Genomic DNA, 15,379 nt, shown 5'->3' on the forward strand with positions numbered 1-15,379 from the left:
GCCGGAGCAGCGCCCGACTCGGACACCGATGAACCCCACGCCATCCGTTCCCTATTCCGGGCTCTTGACAATTAGGGCTGGCCTGCCGAATCCCCTGGAGGAGGGACGTCGGGATTGCCGAGCTGGTCAAGCGGGGTGCGGTAGGTCTCTCGGGCAGAGAGCCCCGCCACCGCCGCGATCAGCGACATCACCGCGGACATGACTGCGACCGGCATCCAGTTGCTGTGCTCGTCACCCACCAGCATCTGCGCGATCGCCGGCGAGAAGCCCGACACGATCAAACCCACTTGGAGCCCGACTGCCATTCCGGTGGTACGCACCCGCAACGAGAACATCTCGGTGAAGAATGCGGGGTAGATCGCGTTGACAGCGCCATAGGTGACGCCGATCAGTGCGGATGCCACGAGGGTGACCAGAATGATGTTGCCACTGCTAATCGCGCTGAAATACGCAAAGATCAGCACCGCGGAACCTATGCAGCCGGTGACGAATATCGGTTTACGTCCGACCTTGTCGCACACCACGGCGATGAACGGCTGGAAAACCAGACCGACTGCATTGGCGATCACCGAAACCCACAGCATCGTCGATCCGCTGAAGCCACCGTCTTTCGCGTAGGCCAGGCCGAACACCCCGATCACGGTGCTGACCGCAAATGCCAGCGAGCACAGCGTGACTCGTAGGACGCTCGCCCAATGTGTCCGGAAGGTCTCTACGAGCGGCACTTTGGCCAGTTGTTGCTCGACGGAAGCCTCCCGGAAGGCACTCGGCTCGTCAAGGCGGCGGCGGATCACGTAGCCGATCGCCACCACGGCAATACTCGCCCAGAACGGTACCCGCCAACCCCAGCTCAGCAGTTGGTCTTCGGGGAGCATGGCGACGCCGACGAAGACGATGCTCGCCAACAGGAACCCGGCGACGATACCGTTGGGTGCCCACACCGTATACGTTGCGCGCTTGCCGAACGGCGCCACTTCAGCCGTCAACGAACTCGCGGTGGCCGTCTCGCCGCCCGCTGAGAGCCCCTGGCAGATCCGCAGGATCACCAACAATATCGGCGCTGCCACCCCTGCGGTCTCGTAGTCCGGAAGGAAGCCGATCAACACTGTCGACAGGCCCATGGCCAGCAGCGTGATCAACAGCGCGCGTTTGCGGCCGAAACGATCTGCCAAGTGGCCCAGGATGATTGCGCCCAGTGGACGTGCCACATACGCCACGGCGAACGTGGCCAGAGCTGCCAGTGTTCCGGCAGCGCCGATGGCTGGGAAGAAGATCTCTTTGAAGACCAACGCGGCGGCGGACGCGTAGATGTAGAGGTCGTAGTACTCCAGCGTGCCGCCGAAGAACGCCGCGGCAGCCGCTCGACGTGCTTCGGCGATGTCAGTGTGCGGCTGTGACGCCGTCACAGCGGTGGCGTGGGTAGACATTGTTTGCTCCTGGATTGCGGGGAATCACAGAGGTCACCGGGCACCGTAGGGCGCAAAGAATGCCTCTACCCGTGTAGCCGTGAACTCAGGGTCTGTGAAGAGGCCGATTTCTCCTGCGGCGCGCACAAGTTCGGCCAGGTGCAGGATGCTACGTCCCGTTTCGAAGCCACCGATCATCTTGAAATGATCCTGGTGGCCGTCTAGATAGGCCAGCCATGCCACGCCGACCTTGTAGTACTGCGTCGGCGCGGTGAACACCAGCCGGCTCAGCTTTACCGTGGGTTGCAGGATCTCACGGAATCCGGCCGGGTCACCTTCGTCGAGCCGGCCGAAGGCTGCCGAAGCGAACCGGGGAACGGCGGCGAACGCGCCGAGCAGAGCCTCACTGTGAGTGCTGCCGTCCCCGGCGATCATGTCGACGTAGTTGAAATCGTCGCCGGTGTAGACCCGGGCCGGTGCATCCGAGAGCATTTCGCGCAGTTGGATTTCAGCGCGGCGTCCAGAAGTGAGACCTTGATCCCCCGCACTTTGTTGCCATGGTCGGCGATCAGGCTCGCCACGGTGGGCATTGCTGCTTTGGGTTCGTCGAAACCCCAATAGCCGGAAAGCTGAGGATCGAACGCAGCTCCCAGCCAATGCAGGATCACCGGCCGGGTCGCATCACCGAGAACTGCGTCGTAGACGGTGCGGTAGTCGTCGACGCTGGTCGCGGTGCGTGCGAGGTGGCGGCTGGCCATCATCACCACGTCGCCTCCAGCGGATTCGACGGCGTCGATCTGTTCCCGGTAGGCGTCGATGATCTGGTCCAGAGTGGGTGCGGAAGCATCGAGTTGATCCGTGCTCACACCGACGACCACACGGCCACCGACAGTCGCGGCTTCGGCCAGGGTGCGCAACGCCAGTTCCCTGGCGTGGCCCCACGTCAGCCCCATACCTCGTTGGGCAGTGTCCATGGATTCGGCGACTCCGAGGCCGAGTGCCCACAGGTCATGGCGTAGCCGCAGCGTGGCGTCCCAGTCGATTTGGGGGACCGATAGATCCGCGCAGGCCCGTAGCGGGTCGGCGACCACGTGGACCGCAGCGTACACGTCGCGACTGCGCGGCGCATCGGACCGCACAGGTAACGCCGCTGGGCTGGCGAGCGTGACGGTGGTGGTCGCGTGGTGCGCGGCGGGCATGGTCACGGTTGTGGTCATCGCGCATCCAATCCACCATCGGCAAGGATGGTTTGTCCGGTAATGAAACTGGCCCCGTCACTGACCAGGAAGCAGAGCAGGGCAGCGATCTCTTCGGGCTGGGCGGCACGGCCGAGCAAGTTGGCAGACACTTCCTTGCGGACTTCGTCCGACCAGGTACCGGCCATGTCTGTCAGGACGAATCCCGGCGCGACGGCGTTGACAGTTATGGCAGGCGCCAACGCTTTTGCAAACGAAGCGGTGACGTTCTCCAGCGCAGCTTTTGCCGCAGAGTAGCCGGTCACTTCGGGGCTGGCCAGGTTGTCGCGGCCGCGGATGGACGACACCGTGGCGATACGGCCCTTGCCGTTGGCCAGCATTGAAGGCGCTACGGCACGGATGAAGTTCACCGGGCCCAGAACGTTGGCACGGTATTCTGCGACCCAGACTTCGGTGTCACCGGCCAATGCGTCGGTCGCGGTGACCGTGCCCAGCGTACAGATCAGCGCATCGATGGGATCTTCTTGGGTGACAACGCTGTTGACGAGCTCCTCGACAGCGTCGCGATCTTGCCCGTCGCAGTGGTAGGCGGGGGCAGCCAATTCGGCGGCGAGTTCTTTGAGCGCCGGGGAATCACTACGACCGTGCAAGATCACCCGTGACCCTGATTGCGATTCCATCCGTGCCGCCGCGGCACCGATGCCGCGCGAGGATCCGGCGATGAGCACGGTTCTGGTCACTGTGTCCTCCTCGTGGGAGTGGTCTCGCCGGACGCGGCCAGATAGGCGCCGGCGAGGGAATCGATGAGCTCCGCCGACACCACCGTGCTGGAAAGGGCTCGCTTGAGAACGGCCTGGGCGACGGGTGTGGTTCGCAAGATGTCGGCGACGAGTTCGGCTGTGGCATCAACGACGTCGTCGGCGACAATGTCGATGATCCCGAGTTCGTGGGCGTCATCGGCGCTGTAGCGGCGGCCGGTAAGTGCCAGCATGCGCGCCGCGCTCAGTCCTGCAATCCCGGCCACGCGCTCCACGCCTGACCACCCCGGAGCGGTGCCCAAGGTCGCTTCGGGTAACGCGACCTGGACGCCGCGTGCCGCCACCCTGAAGTCGCAATGCATGGCGAGCTCCAAGCCTCCGCCGAACGCACTTCCGCTCAGTACCGCGATCGTGGTTTGCGGCAGCTCGGCGAGTTCAGCAAAGACTCGCTGTCCCAGCCGCGTCCATGGCCCGAGGATGAGTTCAGGTGTGGTGTTACTGAATTCGCTTGTGTCGGCACCGGCACAGAACACCGGACCTTCGGATTCGATCGTGACCACCCGTACATCGGCGTCAGCTGCCGCGTCGTCAAGTCGCCTCCGGAGTTCGGTGAGCATGTGGGTGTTCAGCGCGTTGCGCTTGGCGGGCCGGTCCAACACGATTCGGGCGACTGGGCCGTCGCGGTCCAGTCGTATTTCCCCGCGTAGCTCTGGGGTCACGATGCGGACCGCCGCTGCAGGCTGGTCCAGCGGCGCTCGGTGAGCAGGTCGATATTGGACCGGCCCCCGAGATCGTCACCGAGACCGGACGCGGCGGTTCCACCGAAAGGCACCTGCGATTCGTGCAGGGCTGTGCCGTCGTTGACATGCACCATGCCCGTACGGATCCGGTCGGCGACAGTCCACGCAGTGTCGAGGTCACGGCCAAACACTGAAGTCGACAAACCGAACCGCGTGCCGTTGACGATCGCCACGGCATCATCGACCGAATCGACAACCGTAACAGGCGCGATGGGGGCGAACACCTCCTCGTCATGCAACGGCATTCCCGGGTGTACCCGATCGACGACAGTGGGCCGCAGGAAAACTCCATCAGCGGTGCCGCCTTCGACAAGACGTGCCCCCTGGGCAACACTGGTGTGCAGCATCCCCAACGCCTTGTCGACTTGTCTCGTCGAAACCATGGGGCCCAGGTCGACGTCGGACACGAACGGATCGCCTATCGTCAACGCGGCCGCATGCTCACTCACCTTGGCGACGTACTGTTCGGCCACATCGGCAAGGACGATGTGACGCCCCGTGGCAATGCACACCTGGCCCTGGTGGCCGAACGACGACGCGGCACCGCAGCTGGCAGCCAGGTCGACATCAGCGTCGGCGAGTACGATGGTGGCGTTGTTGCCGCCGAGTTCCAACGCGACCCGTTTGAGGAGTGGCGCCGCGGCGACGTTGATGCGTCGTCCGGTCTCCTCGGATCCCGTGAAGTGAATCATGTCGACCTGCGAATGCTCAACCAGCGCAGGCCCCGCCGGGCCGCCCGGGAGAACCTGCACCACGCCGCCGGGCACACCAGCCTCGGCCAGAACCTCGGCAAGCATCAAGCCGCCGGTGAACGGCGTTTCGGGCGCCGGCTTGAGCACGACCGCGTTGCCCAACGCGATCGCCGGTGCGAGAACGCGCATGGCGATGTGCACCGGGGCGTTCCATGCGGTGATGAGGCCGACGACGCCCACCGGCCGGCGCTCCACGAGGTTGACCCGGCCCCGCTGTCCGGACGGGATGACCTCACCTAGTGTCCTGCGCCGGGAATTCGTTGAAGATATGAACCGAGTCGTTCGAAGATCTCGTCGGCGGTCTTGGTCCAGTTGAACGGGCGGGGGTTGTCGTTCCAGTCTGCGATCCACTCGCGAATGTCCTTCTCGAGGGCCTGAATTGAGCGGTGAACGCCGCGGCGCAGTTTCTGGTCGGTGAGTAACCCGAACCACCGCTCGACCTGGTTGAGCCACGACGAGTAGGTCGGGGTGAAGTGCATGGAATCGGGGATGGGCGGCAAGCCATTTGGTTACTGTCGGCGATTTGTGCGTCGAGTAGTTGTCGCAGATCAGATGGACGTCCAGGTCAGCGGGCACGGTGTTGTCCAACTTGGTCAAGAACTTCTGAACTCGATCGCGCGGTGCCGGCGGTGAATCGAGCCGTAGACCTCGCCGGTTGACACATCCAGGGCGGCGAACAAGGTGGTGATTCCGTGCCGCACGTAGTCATGGGTGCGGCGCTCGGGCATGCCGGGCATCATCGGCAGGACCGGCGCGCTGCGATCAAGGCCTGGATCTGCGATTTTCATCGACGCAGAGCACCAGTGCCTTCTCCGGCGGGTCCAGATACAACCCCACGACGTCACGGACCTTGTCGACGAACTGCGGGTCGTTGCTGATCTTGAAGGTGTCCACCTGATGCGGCTTGAGGCCGAACGACTTCCAGATCCGTCCGACCGTTGACTTCGACAACCCGGTCTCAGCCGCCATCGAAGACCGCGACCAGTGCGTGGCGCCTTTGGGTTGACGCTCCAACGTGGCCACGATCAGCTGCTCGACCGCCTCGTCGGTGATCTTGCGCGGCGCACCAGGACGCGGCTCATCGGCCAGACCCTCCAGTCGCGCCTCCAGGAACCGTCCACGCCATTTGCCGACCGTTTGCGGCCACACCTTCATCAGCGGCGACTTCCTTGTTGGATTTCCCTGCCGCGCAACCCAACACGATCCGACAACGTTGGGCCAACGCCTGCGAGGACTTCGATCGACGGGCCCACCGCTGCAACGTCTCACGTTCGTCGTCGGTCAACACCAACTCGACTACCGGCCTACCCCTGGTTCCCACCCGCCAATTCTACAATTAATCAACTAATTTACGGCGCAGGACACTAGCGGCGTGGTCGCGAGCTCCGCCGCTTGATAGAACTCGATCACGCTGGCCGCGATCTCCCCTTCGGCTTTCGGGCCGGTAGCACCACCTTCACGCACCAACACGTCTTTGAAACGAGCGGCCTCGCGGGTCAGGATTTCACCGCCGCGACGCAGGATCGCGGCTCGCTCGGTAGCCGGGGTCCGATACCAATCCCGTTGTGCAGAAGCCGCACCCGTGACCGCACGGTCGATGTCGACGGAAGTGGCGATGGCCGCATGGCCGAGAACTTCTCCGGTGGCCTTGTCGGTGACCGGAAGTGGTGCACCGTCTGAAGGCTGAAAGCGGCCGTCGATGAACACTGCTCGCTGCAGAGATTCGGCCAGCGGCGCGAACGCATGGGAGAGAATCGTCATCAGGAACTCCTTTGGTGAAGGCGTGGTCGGCTAGGACCAGTCGGCACGTGCAGCCGCTCTACCGAGCATGAGTGCGTGAATTTCGCTTGTGCCATCTATGATTTGGGTGATCTTCGCGTCTCGCATCAAGCGCTGCACCGGATAGTGCAGATGGGCCCCGTAGCCGCCGTGCAGTTGCACGGCCTCTACCGCGTGGCGCATCGCCGCGTCGCTGGCCACCATCTTCGCGGCGGAGATCAGATGAGCATCCCCGCCGCCGCCCGCCGCGAAGCTGGCTACCCCCTCCCGTAGCAGACTGCGGGCGGCCAGATAGTCGGCGTGGAGGTGGCCAAGCTTCTCCTGCACGATCTGCAGGTCGGCCAGCGTCTTCCCGAAAGCCTGCCGATCACGGACATACGCACTGGTCTCACGCAGCGCTGCGCGCATGAAACCCACTCCGTAGCAGCCCGCGTCGAGGCGCGCGAGATTGAGACCTTCGAGCATGCCGCGGAAACCATCAACGTCGAGCCGCCAACTCGCGGGGATCCGGCAATCGTCGAAATGCACATTCGCCATGGGCATCCCGCGGAAGCCTGACATCGGTTCGTCGGCCCCGACGGTGACACCCTCGGTGTCGAGCGGCACAACGAACGCAGCCGTCTCCGCGTCACGATCGGGCGATCCCAGCTTGGTCAGCACGATGCAGAAGTGCGCAACAGGCGACTGGGTGATCCAGGCTTTCTCACCGGTGATGCTTACGGTCACGGGGTCGACAACGCGGGCCACTGTTCGGCCGGCCCTGATGTCGGTCCCCGAGTGCGGTTCACTCAGCGCGAAGCTGCCGCGCACGGTTCCGTCGATCAGACCTGGCAGCCAGCGGTCCCGCAAATGTGGCGGCGCGTATGCGGCCAGCAGGTAGCCGTGCAGGCGGGAGATCGAGATACCCAGTGCGACAGCGCCAGAATAGGACGCCACCAGTTCAGTGGTCTCGTGCGCCAATGCGAACATGGTCGGATCGATATTGCCGTCTTCGGTGAAAATGAGTCCCTGCAAACCTATTTCGGCAGCAGCAGCTAGCAGGTCGGGAAAGAACTCGCCCGTCAGGTCGATCTCTTGGGCCCGGGGTGCTACTTGGGAGACGCAGAAGTCGTTGACGACTCCCAGGAACTCCTCGGCGTCGGCGTCGAGCTGGGAGGTGAGTGTCATCAGTGATCGACCCCGTTGTCGGCCCACTCATAGCGGATCACCCCGCGCAGGTTCTTGCCGGCCAACAGATCGTCGTAGGCCTCGTTGATCTGTTCGATGCGGTACTCGCGGGTGACGAGGTCATCGAGGTTCAGTTGACCCGAGTCCCAGAGCTTGAGCATCTTGGGGATGTCGTTGCGGGGATTACAGCCACCGTTGAGTGATCCGGTGAGGGTCTTCTGCCACAGCACGAAGTCCGACGGGTTGATCGGAATCTCTGGTTGGTCATGACGGGTCAAGCCCACGACGGCGGCGACGCCACCCTTACGCACCGAGCGAACCGCCTGACCGATGGTCTCGGGCGTCGCAATTGCCTCGAAGGCCTTGTCCGCGCCCACTCCCCACGTCAATTCAGTGACGAATCCAACGGGGTCGGTGACGTTCGGGTTGACTGTGTGGGTAGCACCAAAGATCTTGGCTTGCTCCAACTTCCAGTCATTGGTGTCGCAGGCGATGATGCGTTTGGCGCCGGCGATCCTGGCCCCCTGCACGATGTTCATGCCGATGCCGCCCACGCCGTACACCATGACATCGTCACCAGGTTCGACACCACCGCGATAAATGGCGGTTCCGACGCCGGTGGTGACACCGCAGGCGACGAGGCAGGCACGTTCGAGCCGGTAGTGCGTGCCGACCTTGACGACCGATTGAGCGGGGACCACAGTCCACTCGCTGAACGTCGAGACGAGGCAGAACTGGCCCAGCTGTACGCCGTCGTCGTCGCGGAAACGATAGGTGCCATCAAGCTGCGGCCCCTGCACGGTGTACGCGCCCAGATCACACAGATTCGTCTGACCGTTGGTGCACCACCGGCACGTTCCACACGAGGGAAGGTAGGACATGACGACGTGGTCGCCCGGTGCCACGTGCGTGACATTGGCGCCGACCTGCTCGACAATGCCGGCACCTTCATGGCCGAAAATCATCGGCAGTTGGGCGATTTGATCGCCTGTGACATGGTGCATGTCGGAATGGCAGATCCCGGAGGCGACCAGGTGCACCATCACCTCGTTGGGTGCGGGCTCGCCCAGCTCGACCTCTTTGACGTCGAACGGTGTGTTGAGTCCGTATGTCACTGCGGCGCGGGTACGCATGTTAGTTCTCCTTCTTCGCGGCGGAATCGACGCAATCTCGATGTTGGACAAACAGACCCGGCGACATCACCTTGATTTCGTCGGCGAGCTTGGGCCGGAAGTCCATCAGCGCCACTATTTGGTCGGCAGTCCATCCCGGGGCGACCTCCACCAGCACCGGGCCGTCTTCACCCAGCACGAACACGGCGCGCTCGGTTACGTAGATGACTTCCTGCCCGCGTTCCCGGGCCAATTGGGCATTGAAAGTGATCTGGCGGACCCGGTCGATGAACTTGCAGTGCCGGCCCTCCGCGACAACTCGGGGGCGTCCCTCGGACAGGTCGATCCGCAGTCCACCGGCGGTCAGCGTTCCACAGAACACCACTTTTCGGGCGGCCTGGCTGATGTTGATGAACCCACCGGCACCGAAGATGCGACCGTCAACCAGGGACGAGTTAACGTTCCCGTCCTTGTCGACTTCGGCGAACCCGAGGCACGCGACGTCGAGGCCGCCGCCGTCGTAGAAATCGAACTGCGAGGCATGTTCGATGACCGCTTCGGGGTTCCACGAGACCCCGAAGATGACACCTCGCTCGGGCACGCCACCCACCAAGCCCTGCTCGACCGTCAGGGTGATGTCAGACAGGCGGCCTTCCTCCAAGGCCGTGGTGGCCACACCGTCGGCCATTCCGACGCCGAGATTGACCACCGAGGCAGGTTCGATTTCATCGAGTGCGCGGCGGGCCACCACTTTTCGTTCGCTCAGAGGCATCATGGGCGACTGCCCGAACGGCACGTACACCTCTCCGGAGAAGGCCGGATTGTATTGGGTGATCGCGGTTTGCCACTGGTCTTCCTGGACGACGACGATGTCGACCAGGTGCCCCGGAACCACCACGCTCTTCGGGTTGAGGGTGTGCGGGGCCGCGAGGCGCTTGACTTGTGCAATCACGATTCCACCGCTGTTGCGCGCGGCCGTCGCGGCCGCCAGGACACCGAGTTTGGCGGTCTCGTGTTCGAGCGTGAGGTTGCCGTGTTCGTCGGCGGTAGTGCCGCGGATGAACGCGACATCGAATGCGGGGCTGGGATAGAAGAGGTACTCCTCCCCACGTAACTCCAGGAGTTCGACCAGGTCGGCCGTGGTAGCGGCGTTGAGTTTGCCGCCACCCTGGCGCGGGTCGCAGAACGTGCCGAGACCAACTTTGGTGACAAGCCCTGGCCGTTTAGCCGCGCTTTCCCGAAGGAGCTGGGCGAGCACCCCTTGGGGCAGGTTGTAGCCTTCGATCTCGCCGTCGTGCGCCATCTTCGACAAGGTGGGCGTCATCGCCCAGTGCCCGGCGACTGCGCTGCGGATGAGGCCCGGGATGGCAAGGATGTCCATGCCGGCGCCGGCTCGATCTCCGATGCCGCTGCAGAAGTAGGCCGACAGTTCCGATGGTGTGGCGGTTGCTCGGTACCTGTCGGCGAGCGCATGCAGCAGTCCCGAAGGTTCGATGACGCCACCTCCGGAGGCCTCGATCAGCAGCCGGGCTCGATCCGGGATGCGATCAACGGCATCACGTGCGCTGAGGATCTCGGGCTTCGTTAACTGACTGACTCTCATGGCATTGCTCCTCCGCCATTCACATGGATCGTTTGGCCGGTCACGTACGAGGCTTCGTCGCCTACCAGCCAGGACACGGCCGACGCGACTTCGTCGGGAACTCCGAACCGGCCCATGACAAGTTGTCGCGTCTTCTGTGCGACCCATTCCGGCGTCGCGTGCTCAGCCGTCATCGGCGTGGTGATCGGTCCGGGTGCAACGCAATTGACGCGCACCTCTGGTCCGAGTTCCCGTGCCAGCGCACGCGTCAACCCTGAGACCCCGGCTTTGGACGCCGTGTAGGCAGCACAGTTGATACCGCCTGTGTAGCCGAGTTGGCTGCCGATGGTGACCACGGTGCCTGCCGCTTTCCGCAACTCCTCGGCGGCGGCCTTGATGCACAGAAAGGTGCCGGTCAGGTTGACAGCGAGCGTCTGATTCCACGTCGCCAGGTCCAATCCGTCGATCAGCGTCTGCTCCATCACTCCGGCCAGGGTGACCACGGCATCGATGCGCCCGAAACTTTCGACGGCTGTGGTGATGAGCTGAGCCACATCGTCTTCACGGGTCACATCGGTGGCAACGGCGATCTGCCGGTCGGCGCACCGGACCGGATCACTGCCCGGGTGATACCCGAGCGTCAGTGAGAATCCGTCCTTGCTCAACCGCTCGGCAACAGCTCTGCCAAGTCCACCGTCAGCGCCCGTCAGCACGGCTACCCGCTCAGTCATCGGACACCCCGCCCTGGAACGCCAACATCATCACGGCCTCTTCGCTGGCCTCAGCCCGAGTCAGCTCACCAACCGTTTTGCCGGCACGCATCACGACGACACGGTCCGACGCACCGAGCAGTTCAGGCAGCACTGAGGACACCATGATGATCGCCATGCCTTCGTCGGCGAGTTGGCGGATCAGCCGATGCACTTCAGCCTTTGCGCCCACGTCGATACCGCGGGTGGGTTCGTCGAGCAGCAGGATCCGTGGTTTGGTCGCGAGGACTTTGGCCAGCGCGACCTTCTGTTGGTTACCTCCCGAAAGTGCTCCGACCGGCATAGTGGGAGTTGCGGCTTTGATGCGTAGTTCGGAGAAGAAGCGCTCGACCATCTTGGCACCACGTTTCCGGCGGACCCACGGGCCCGAACTCATCGCGGCCAGGCTCGCCAGTTCGATGTTCGTGTTGATCGGAAGACGCAGATGCAGCCCTTGGTTCTTGCGGTCTTCGGGCACAAGAGCGACCCCGGCATCGAGTGCCTCACGGGGATGGGTTGGCCGGTATGGCTTTCCGTTCAACATCATCGAGCCTGCGTCGAGTTGGGTTGCGCCGAAGATCGCGGCGAGCGTCTCGGTGCGGCCGCTGCCTACCAGTCCGCCGATACCGAGGATTTCGCCGGGGCCGACCTGAAGTGATGCCGACACCACCCCCGGAGCGGTGATTCCGTCCACTGTCAGCACCGGTTGCACCGCGGATTCCGCGGGGTCACTGTGGCCGTGGTACAGGACGTCGAGTTTCCGTCCGATCATGTGTTTGATCAGCGATTCTTCGGTGAAGTCCGCGGCAGCGCCGGTAACGATGTGCGTGCCGTCACGCAGCACGGTCACTGTGTCGGCATATTCGAGCACCTCGGGCAAGTCGTGGCTGATCAGCACCACGGCGGTCCCCGCGTCCCGCAATTCACGCAGCAACCTCAACAATCGCAGCGAATCATCCTGCGGCAGAGATGAGGTCGGTTCGTCGAAGAACACGATACGCGCGTCCTGAGCAAGGATGCGCGCGATCTCGATCAGCTGTTGCTCGGCGATGGAGAAGTCGCCGGCAGGTCGGCGAGGATCGATGTCGAGACCGACGCGGGACAGGTAGGTTTCTGCGTTTTGCGCCAACACCTTTCGATCGATGACACCCCAACGGGAAGGTTCGGCCCCGACGAGAACGTTCTCGGCGACCGAGATCGTTTCGATCACCGACAGCTCTTGGTGGACCATTGCGATGCCCAGTGCCGCTGCATGCGCCGGGTTCTTGGGGTCGACCGGATCTCCGTCGAGGGACACCGTTCCAGAATCCGCAGACTCAAAGCCCGACAAGATCTTCGACAGCGTGGATTTACCCGCGCCGTTCTCGCCGACCAGGGCATGAATCTTGCCCTGCTCCAGGGTGATCGACACTCCATCGAGGGCCGCAACCCCTGCGTAGCGCTTGGAGATGTCACTCGCGTGCAGGGTGCGGGTGCGCGGGGGCGAGGACACGGTCATTCGCCCGGCTCCCCTCGGGTAACCCGGTCGAGCACCACCGCACCCACCACGACGGCCCCGGTGACGATCTGCTGCCAGTAGAACGGGACGTTCATCAATGTCAAGCCGTTGCCGAGCACAGCGATAATCAGTGCCCCCAGGAAGGTGCCGGTCAGTCGACCCCGCCCGCCGAAGAGGCTGGTGCCCCCGACCACAACGGCTGCGATGACATCCAGCTCGAATCCCACCGCGCCTGCGGGCTGCCCCGAGGACAGTTTGGCGGTCAGAATCACCGATGCCACACCGGCGCACAGACCGGCGAAGGTAAAGGCGAACAACAAGACCCTCGAAACGCGGATACCGGACAGGCGCGCTGCCTCACGGTTGCCGCCGACGGCATAGATTCGGCGCCCGATCTTGAGGCGGTGCAGAATCACATATCCGACAGCGAACGTGACGGCCATGATGATCACCGGTATGGGAACCGCCCCGATCTTGCCGATACCGATGTCGGTGAATGCGGGGTTCTTGATCGAGATCGGGTAGCTGTTGGTGACGAGCAGGGCGATCCCGCGCAACGCGGTCAGCGTAGCGAGGGTGGCAATGAACGCAGGCACCTTGGCCACGGTGACGAGAAGCCCGTTGAGAAACCCGCACGCGGTGCCGACCACCAGGCTGACGAGTACCGCGACCGCGGCTGAGGCGCCGGTGGACAGGATCGCGTGCTGAAGATAGAGCGCAGCGATGCTCCCCGTAAGAGCCACGATCGAGCCGACCGACAAGTCGATGCCGGCCACGAGAATGACAACAGTCGCTCCGACCGCAGCCACCGCCGTGATCGACACCTGCTGCAGCACGTTCGTGAGGTTGCTGCCGGTGGTGAAGTTGGGTGCCGCGATGGCGAAGAACACCGCGAGCGCCAGCAGCGCCACCACGGGTCCGAGCTGGGCGAGTTGACGAAGGTTGTAGCCACCGAGTGTGCGGCGCCGCGGAACAGGCGCCGCGGTGACATCCGGCTGCGGTTGCGTTGAGGTGGTGATCATTTCGTTCTCCGTGGTATCGGATGAGACGGCATGCGGTCAGAACGCTGGTTGCGCGCCGGCATCGACCGTCTCTTTGGTCACGAGATCCTCGGGAAGCACCTTGAATTCTGGCACCGGCTCGCCGCGCAGATAGTTCGCGATCTCCTCGACGACGATCCCGGCCGTCGGCTTGTGAATGACCGTCGCCAGCGCCTGGCCATTGCGGATCGCAGTGAACATGTCCGATTCGCCGTCCAATCCGACGACGTCGACACCTTTCCGGCCACTGGAACTCAACGCGGCGATACCGCCCAGTGCGGCTTCATCGTTGGCTCCGAACAGGAGATCGACCTTCGGGTTGGCCGCCAGCATGTTCTGCGCCGCCTTCTCAGAGTCACCGCGGCGATAGTTGCCCGGCTGGTTGGCCACGACGTTGAATGTGCAAGCCCGCAACAGCGGCAGCAGGAACGCGTTCACCCGCGCATCGCTCGACTGATCTCCTGGGATACCGGAAATCACTGCGACATTGATGTTCTCACGGCCCTGATAGTGCTGCACCACCCATTCGCCGAGCTGCTTTCCTTCGGTGGCATACGGTGCCAGCACCTGTGATACCGGGGAGATGCCGAGCATGCCTTTCTGGGTGAAGAAGTACGGAATCTGCTTGGTCTCGGCCTGCGCCAAGACTGCGTCCAACCCCTGAGTGGTGGCCGGCATCATCATCAACGCGTCCGTACCCCGGGCGATAGCGGTCTGAATATCGTTGAACTGTTGATTGACATCGTCATTGGCGCTGACCACGTTCAGTTCGATGTTGTGCTGACGTGCCGCCGCTTCGGCGAGTTCCTTCTGTTTGACCAGGAACGGATGGCTGAGCCCTTCGATCGAGAAGGTGACCCTGATCGGATCACCGGCTGGGGCCGGATTCGGGTTGGTCTTCGCGCCCTTGTCGGAGTTCTCCGCGGCGATACCGTACAGATTGTTGGCCAACTCTTGCTGAGTCTTGGCGATCTGATCGTGGTTCTTGGCGCAGCCACCGTCGTCGACCGCCACGCTGGACGCCGGCGCCGCTGAAGGATCGGCGTTGTTGTTCACGCTCGTACTGCACGACGAGATCGCCGCGGCACTCGTCACACACACCATCGCCGATATCCAGGCTCGGGTCTTCATCATTGATCTCCTCGGGGGAAGGCGACGACAGCGGTTCCGCGGATCAATGTGGTCCGAGTGGTGTCGTCGACGACAGTGACGCCGAACGTCGCTCTGCTCCGATCGGAATCGAGAGCAGTGCAGTCGACGTGGGCGGTGACTTTGGCGTCCGCAAATGCCGGCGCGATCAGATCGATCTCGTACCTCACGGAAACTCCGCCAGGTGCAACCAGTTTCGTCAGCGCGGACTGGACGAACGATGCAACCAGCAGGCCATGGGCGACGGGGCGTCCGAACCGAGTCCCCGACGCGTAATCGGCGTCTTCGTGGATCGGGTTGTGGTCGCCACTCAATGCCGCATACGCCGCGATCGTCTTCGCATCCAGGACCGCGCTGTACGACGTCGTCAGCCCGACTCGCATGTCAGTGA

At 63.5% G+C, this 15,379-nt stretch carries 13 protein-coding genes and 2 pseudogenes; all 15 read right to left on the reverse strand.

Going from position 1 to position 15,379, the window contains the following annotated elements:
- Positions 1-71: 71 nt before the first annotated feature.
- The 15 genes and pseudogenes from G6N67_RS08355 to G6N67_RS08425 all read right to left on the reverse strand — a co-directional run bounded on the left by G6N67_RS08355 (position 72) and on the right by G6N67_RS08425 (position 15,371).
- On the reverse strand, positions 72-1,427 hold the full coding sequence (locus tag G6N67_RS08355) for an MFS transporter (RefSeq protein ID WP_051578733.1): 1,356 nt from the start codon (positions 1,425-1,427) through the stop codon (positions 72-74).
- Between the two features lie 33 nt (positions 1,428-1,460).
- Positions 1,461-2,605: pseudogene (locus G6N67_RS08360) on the reverse strand (DUF993 family protein).
- Between the two features lie 14 nt (positions 2,606-2,619).
- Entirely contained in the window at positions 2,620-3,342 is a 723-nt protein-coding gene (locus G6N67_RS08365) for an SDR family NAD(P)-dependent oxidoreductase (RefSeq protein ID WP_036432978.1), read from the reverse strand.
- Positions 3,339-4,079 carry an enoyl-CoA hydratase/isomerase family protein gene (locus G6N67_RS08370; RefSeq protein ID WP_229480123.1) on the reverse strand — a complete coding sequence of 247 codons (741 nt, stop codon included), beginning with the start codon at positions 4,077-4,079 and terminating at the stop codon, positions 3,339-3,341. The genes G6N67_RS08365 and G6N67_RS08370 overlap by 4 nt, the downstream gene beginning before the upstream one ends.
- On the reverse strand, positions 4,076-5,107 hold the full coding sequence (locus G6N67_RS08375) for an aldehyde dehydrogenase family protein (RefSeq protein WP_036432976.1): 1,032 nt from the start codon (positions 5,105-5,107) through the stop codon (positions 4,076-4,078). The genes G6N67_RS08370 and G6N67_RS08375 overlap by 4 nt, the downstream gene beginning before the upstream one ends.
- A gap of 41 nt (positions 5,108-5,148) precedes the next feature.
- Positions 5,149-6,233: pseudogene (locus G6N67_RS08380) on the reverse strand (IS630 family transposase).
- A 23-nt stretch (positions 6,234-6,256) separates the two neighbouring features.
- On the reverse strand, positions 6,257-6,673 hold the full coding sequence (locus G6N67_RS08385) for an aldehyde dehydrogenase family protein (RefSeq protein ID WP_036432974.1): 417 nt from the start codon (positions 6,671-6,673) through the stop codon (positions 6,257-6,259).
- Positions 6,674-6,703: 30 nt separating this feature from the next.
- Entirely contained in the window at positions 6,704-7,858 is a 1,155-nt protein-coding gene (locus G6N67_RS08390) for an acyl-CoA dehydrogenase family protein (protein WP_036432972.1), read from the reverse strand.
- Positions 7,858-8,991: a Zn-dependent alcohol dehydrogenase gene (locus tag G6N67_RS08395; RefSeq protein WP_036432970.1), complete on the reverse strand. Its 1,134-nt coding sequence runs from the start codon at positions 8,989-8,991 to the stop codon at positions 7,858-7,860. Before G6N67_RS08395 ends, G6N67_RS08390 begins: the two co-directional genes overlap by 1 nt.
- 1 nt (position 8,992) lies before the next feature.
- Complete coding sequence (locus G6N67_RS08400) at positions 8,993-10,573, reverse strand: acyl CoA:acetate/3-ketoacid CoA transferase (protein WP_036432968.1); 1,581 nt, start codon at positions 10,571-10,573, stop codon at positions 8,993-8,995.
- On the reverse strand, positions 10,570-11,283 hold the full coding sequence (locus tag G6N67_RS08405; RefSeq protein WP_036432965.1) for an SDR family oxidoreductase: 714 nt from the start codon (positions 11,281-11,283) through the stop codon (positions 10,570-10,572). Before G6N67_RS08405 ends, G6N67_RS08400 begins: the two co-directional genes overlap by 4 nt.
- Complete coding sequence (locus G6N67_RS08410) at positions 11,276-12,799, reverse strand: sugar ABC transporter ATP-binding protein (protein WP_036432963.1); 1,524 nt, start codon at positions 12,797-12,799, stop codon at positions 11,276-11,278. The genes G6N67_RS08405 and G6N67_RS08410 overlap by 8 nt, the downstream gene beginning before the upstream one ends.
- On the reverse strand, positions 12,796-13,821 hold the full coding sequence (locus G6N67_RS08415; RefSeq protein ID WP_036432961.1) for an ABC transporter permease: 1,026 nt from the start codon (positions 13,819-13,821) through the stop codon (positions 12,796-12,798). Before G6N67_RS08415 ends, G6N67_RS08410 begins: the two co-directional genes overlap by 4 nt.
- 36 nt (positions 13,822-13,857) lie before the next feature.
- The gene (locus G6N67_RS08420) at positions 13,858-14,970 is read right to left on the reverse strand and encodes a substrate-binding domain-containing protein (protein ID WP_036432960.1); all 1,113 of its coding nucleotides are present in this window, start codon (positions 14,968-14,970) and stop codon (positions 13,858-13,860) included.
- Entirely contained in the window at positions 14,970-15,371 is a 402-nt protein-coding gene (locus G6N67_RS08425) for a MaoC/PaaZ C-terminal domain-containing protein (protein WP_235684112.1), read from the reverse strand. The genes G6N67_RS08420 and G6N67_RS08425 overlap by 1 nt, the downstream gene beginning before the upstream one ends.
- Between the last annotated feature and the right edge of the window lie 8 nt (positions 15,372-15,379).

It is taken from the genome of Mycolicibacterium mageritense (assembly GCF_010727475.1).
GTDB classification, from domain to species: domain Bacteria; phylum Actinomycetota; class Actinomycetes; order Mycobacteriales; family Mycobacteriaceae; genus Mycobacterium; species Mycobacterium mageritense.

Coding starts and splice junctions, on each gene's coding strand:
- G6N67_RS08405 (WP_036432965.1), bottom strand. CDS start 11,283: ATGACTGAGCGGGTAGCCGTGCTGACGGGCGCTGACGGTGGACTTGGC.
- G6N67_RS08410 (WP_036432963.1), bottom strand. CDS start 12,799: ATGACCGTGTCCTCGCCCCCGCGCACCCGCACCCTGCACGCGAGTGAC.
- G6N67_RS08355 (WP_051578733.1), bottom strand. CDS start 1,427: ATGTCTACCCACGCCACCGCTGTGACGGCGTCACAGCCGCACACTGAC.
- G6N67_RS08390 (WP_036432972.1), bottom strand. CDS start 7,858: ATGACACTCACCTCCCAGCTCGACGCCGACGCCGAGGAGTTCCTGGGA.
- G6N67_RS08400 (WP_036432968.1), bottom strand. CDS start 10,573: ATGAGAGTCAGTCAGTTAACGAAGCCCGAGATCCTCAGCGCACGTGAT.
- G6N67_RS08415 (WP_036432961.1), bottom strand. CDS start 13,821: ATGATCACCACCTCAACGCAACCGCAGCCGGATGTCACCGCGGCGCCT.
- G6N67_RS08395 (WP_036432970.1), bottom strand. CDS start 8,991: ATGCGTACCCGCGCCGCAGTGACATACGGACTCAACACACCGTTCGAC.
- G6N67_RS08385 (WP_036432974.1), bottom strand. CDS start 6,673: ATGACGATTCTCTCCCATGCGTTCGCGCCGCTGGCCGAATCTCTGCAG.
- G6N67_RS08425 (WP_235684112.1), bottom strand. CDS start 15,371: ATGCGAGTCGGGCTGACGACGTCGTACAGCGCGGTCCTGGATGCGAAG.
- G6N67_RS08420 (WP_036432960.1), bottom strand. CDS start 14,970: ATGAAGACCCGAGCCTGGATATCGGCGATGGTGTGTGTGACGAGTGCC.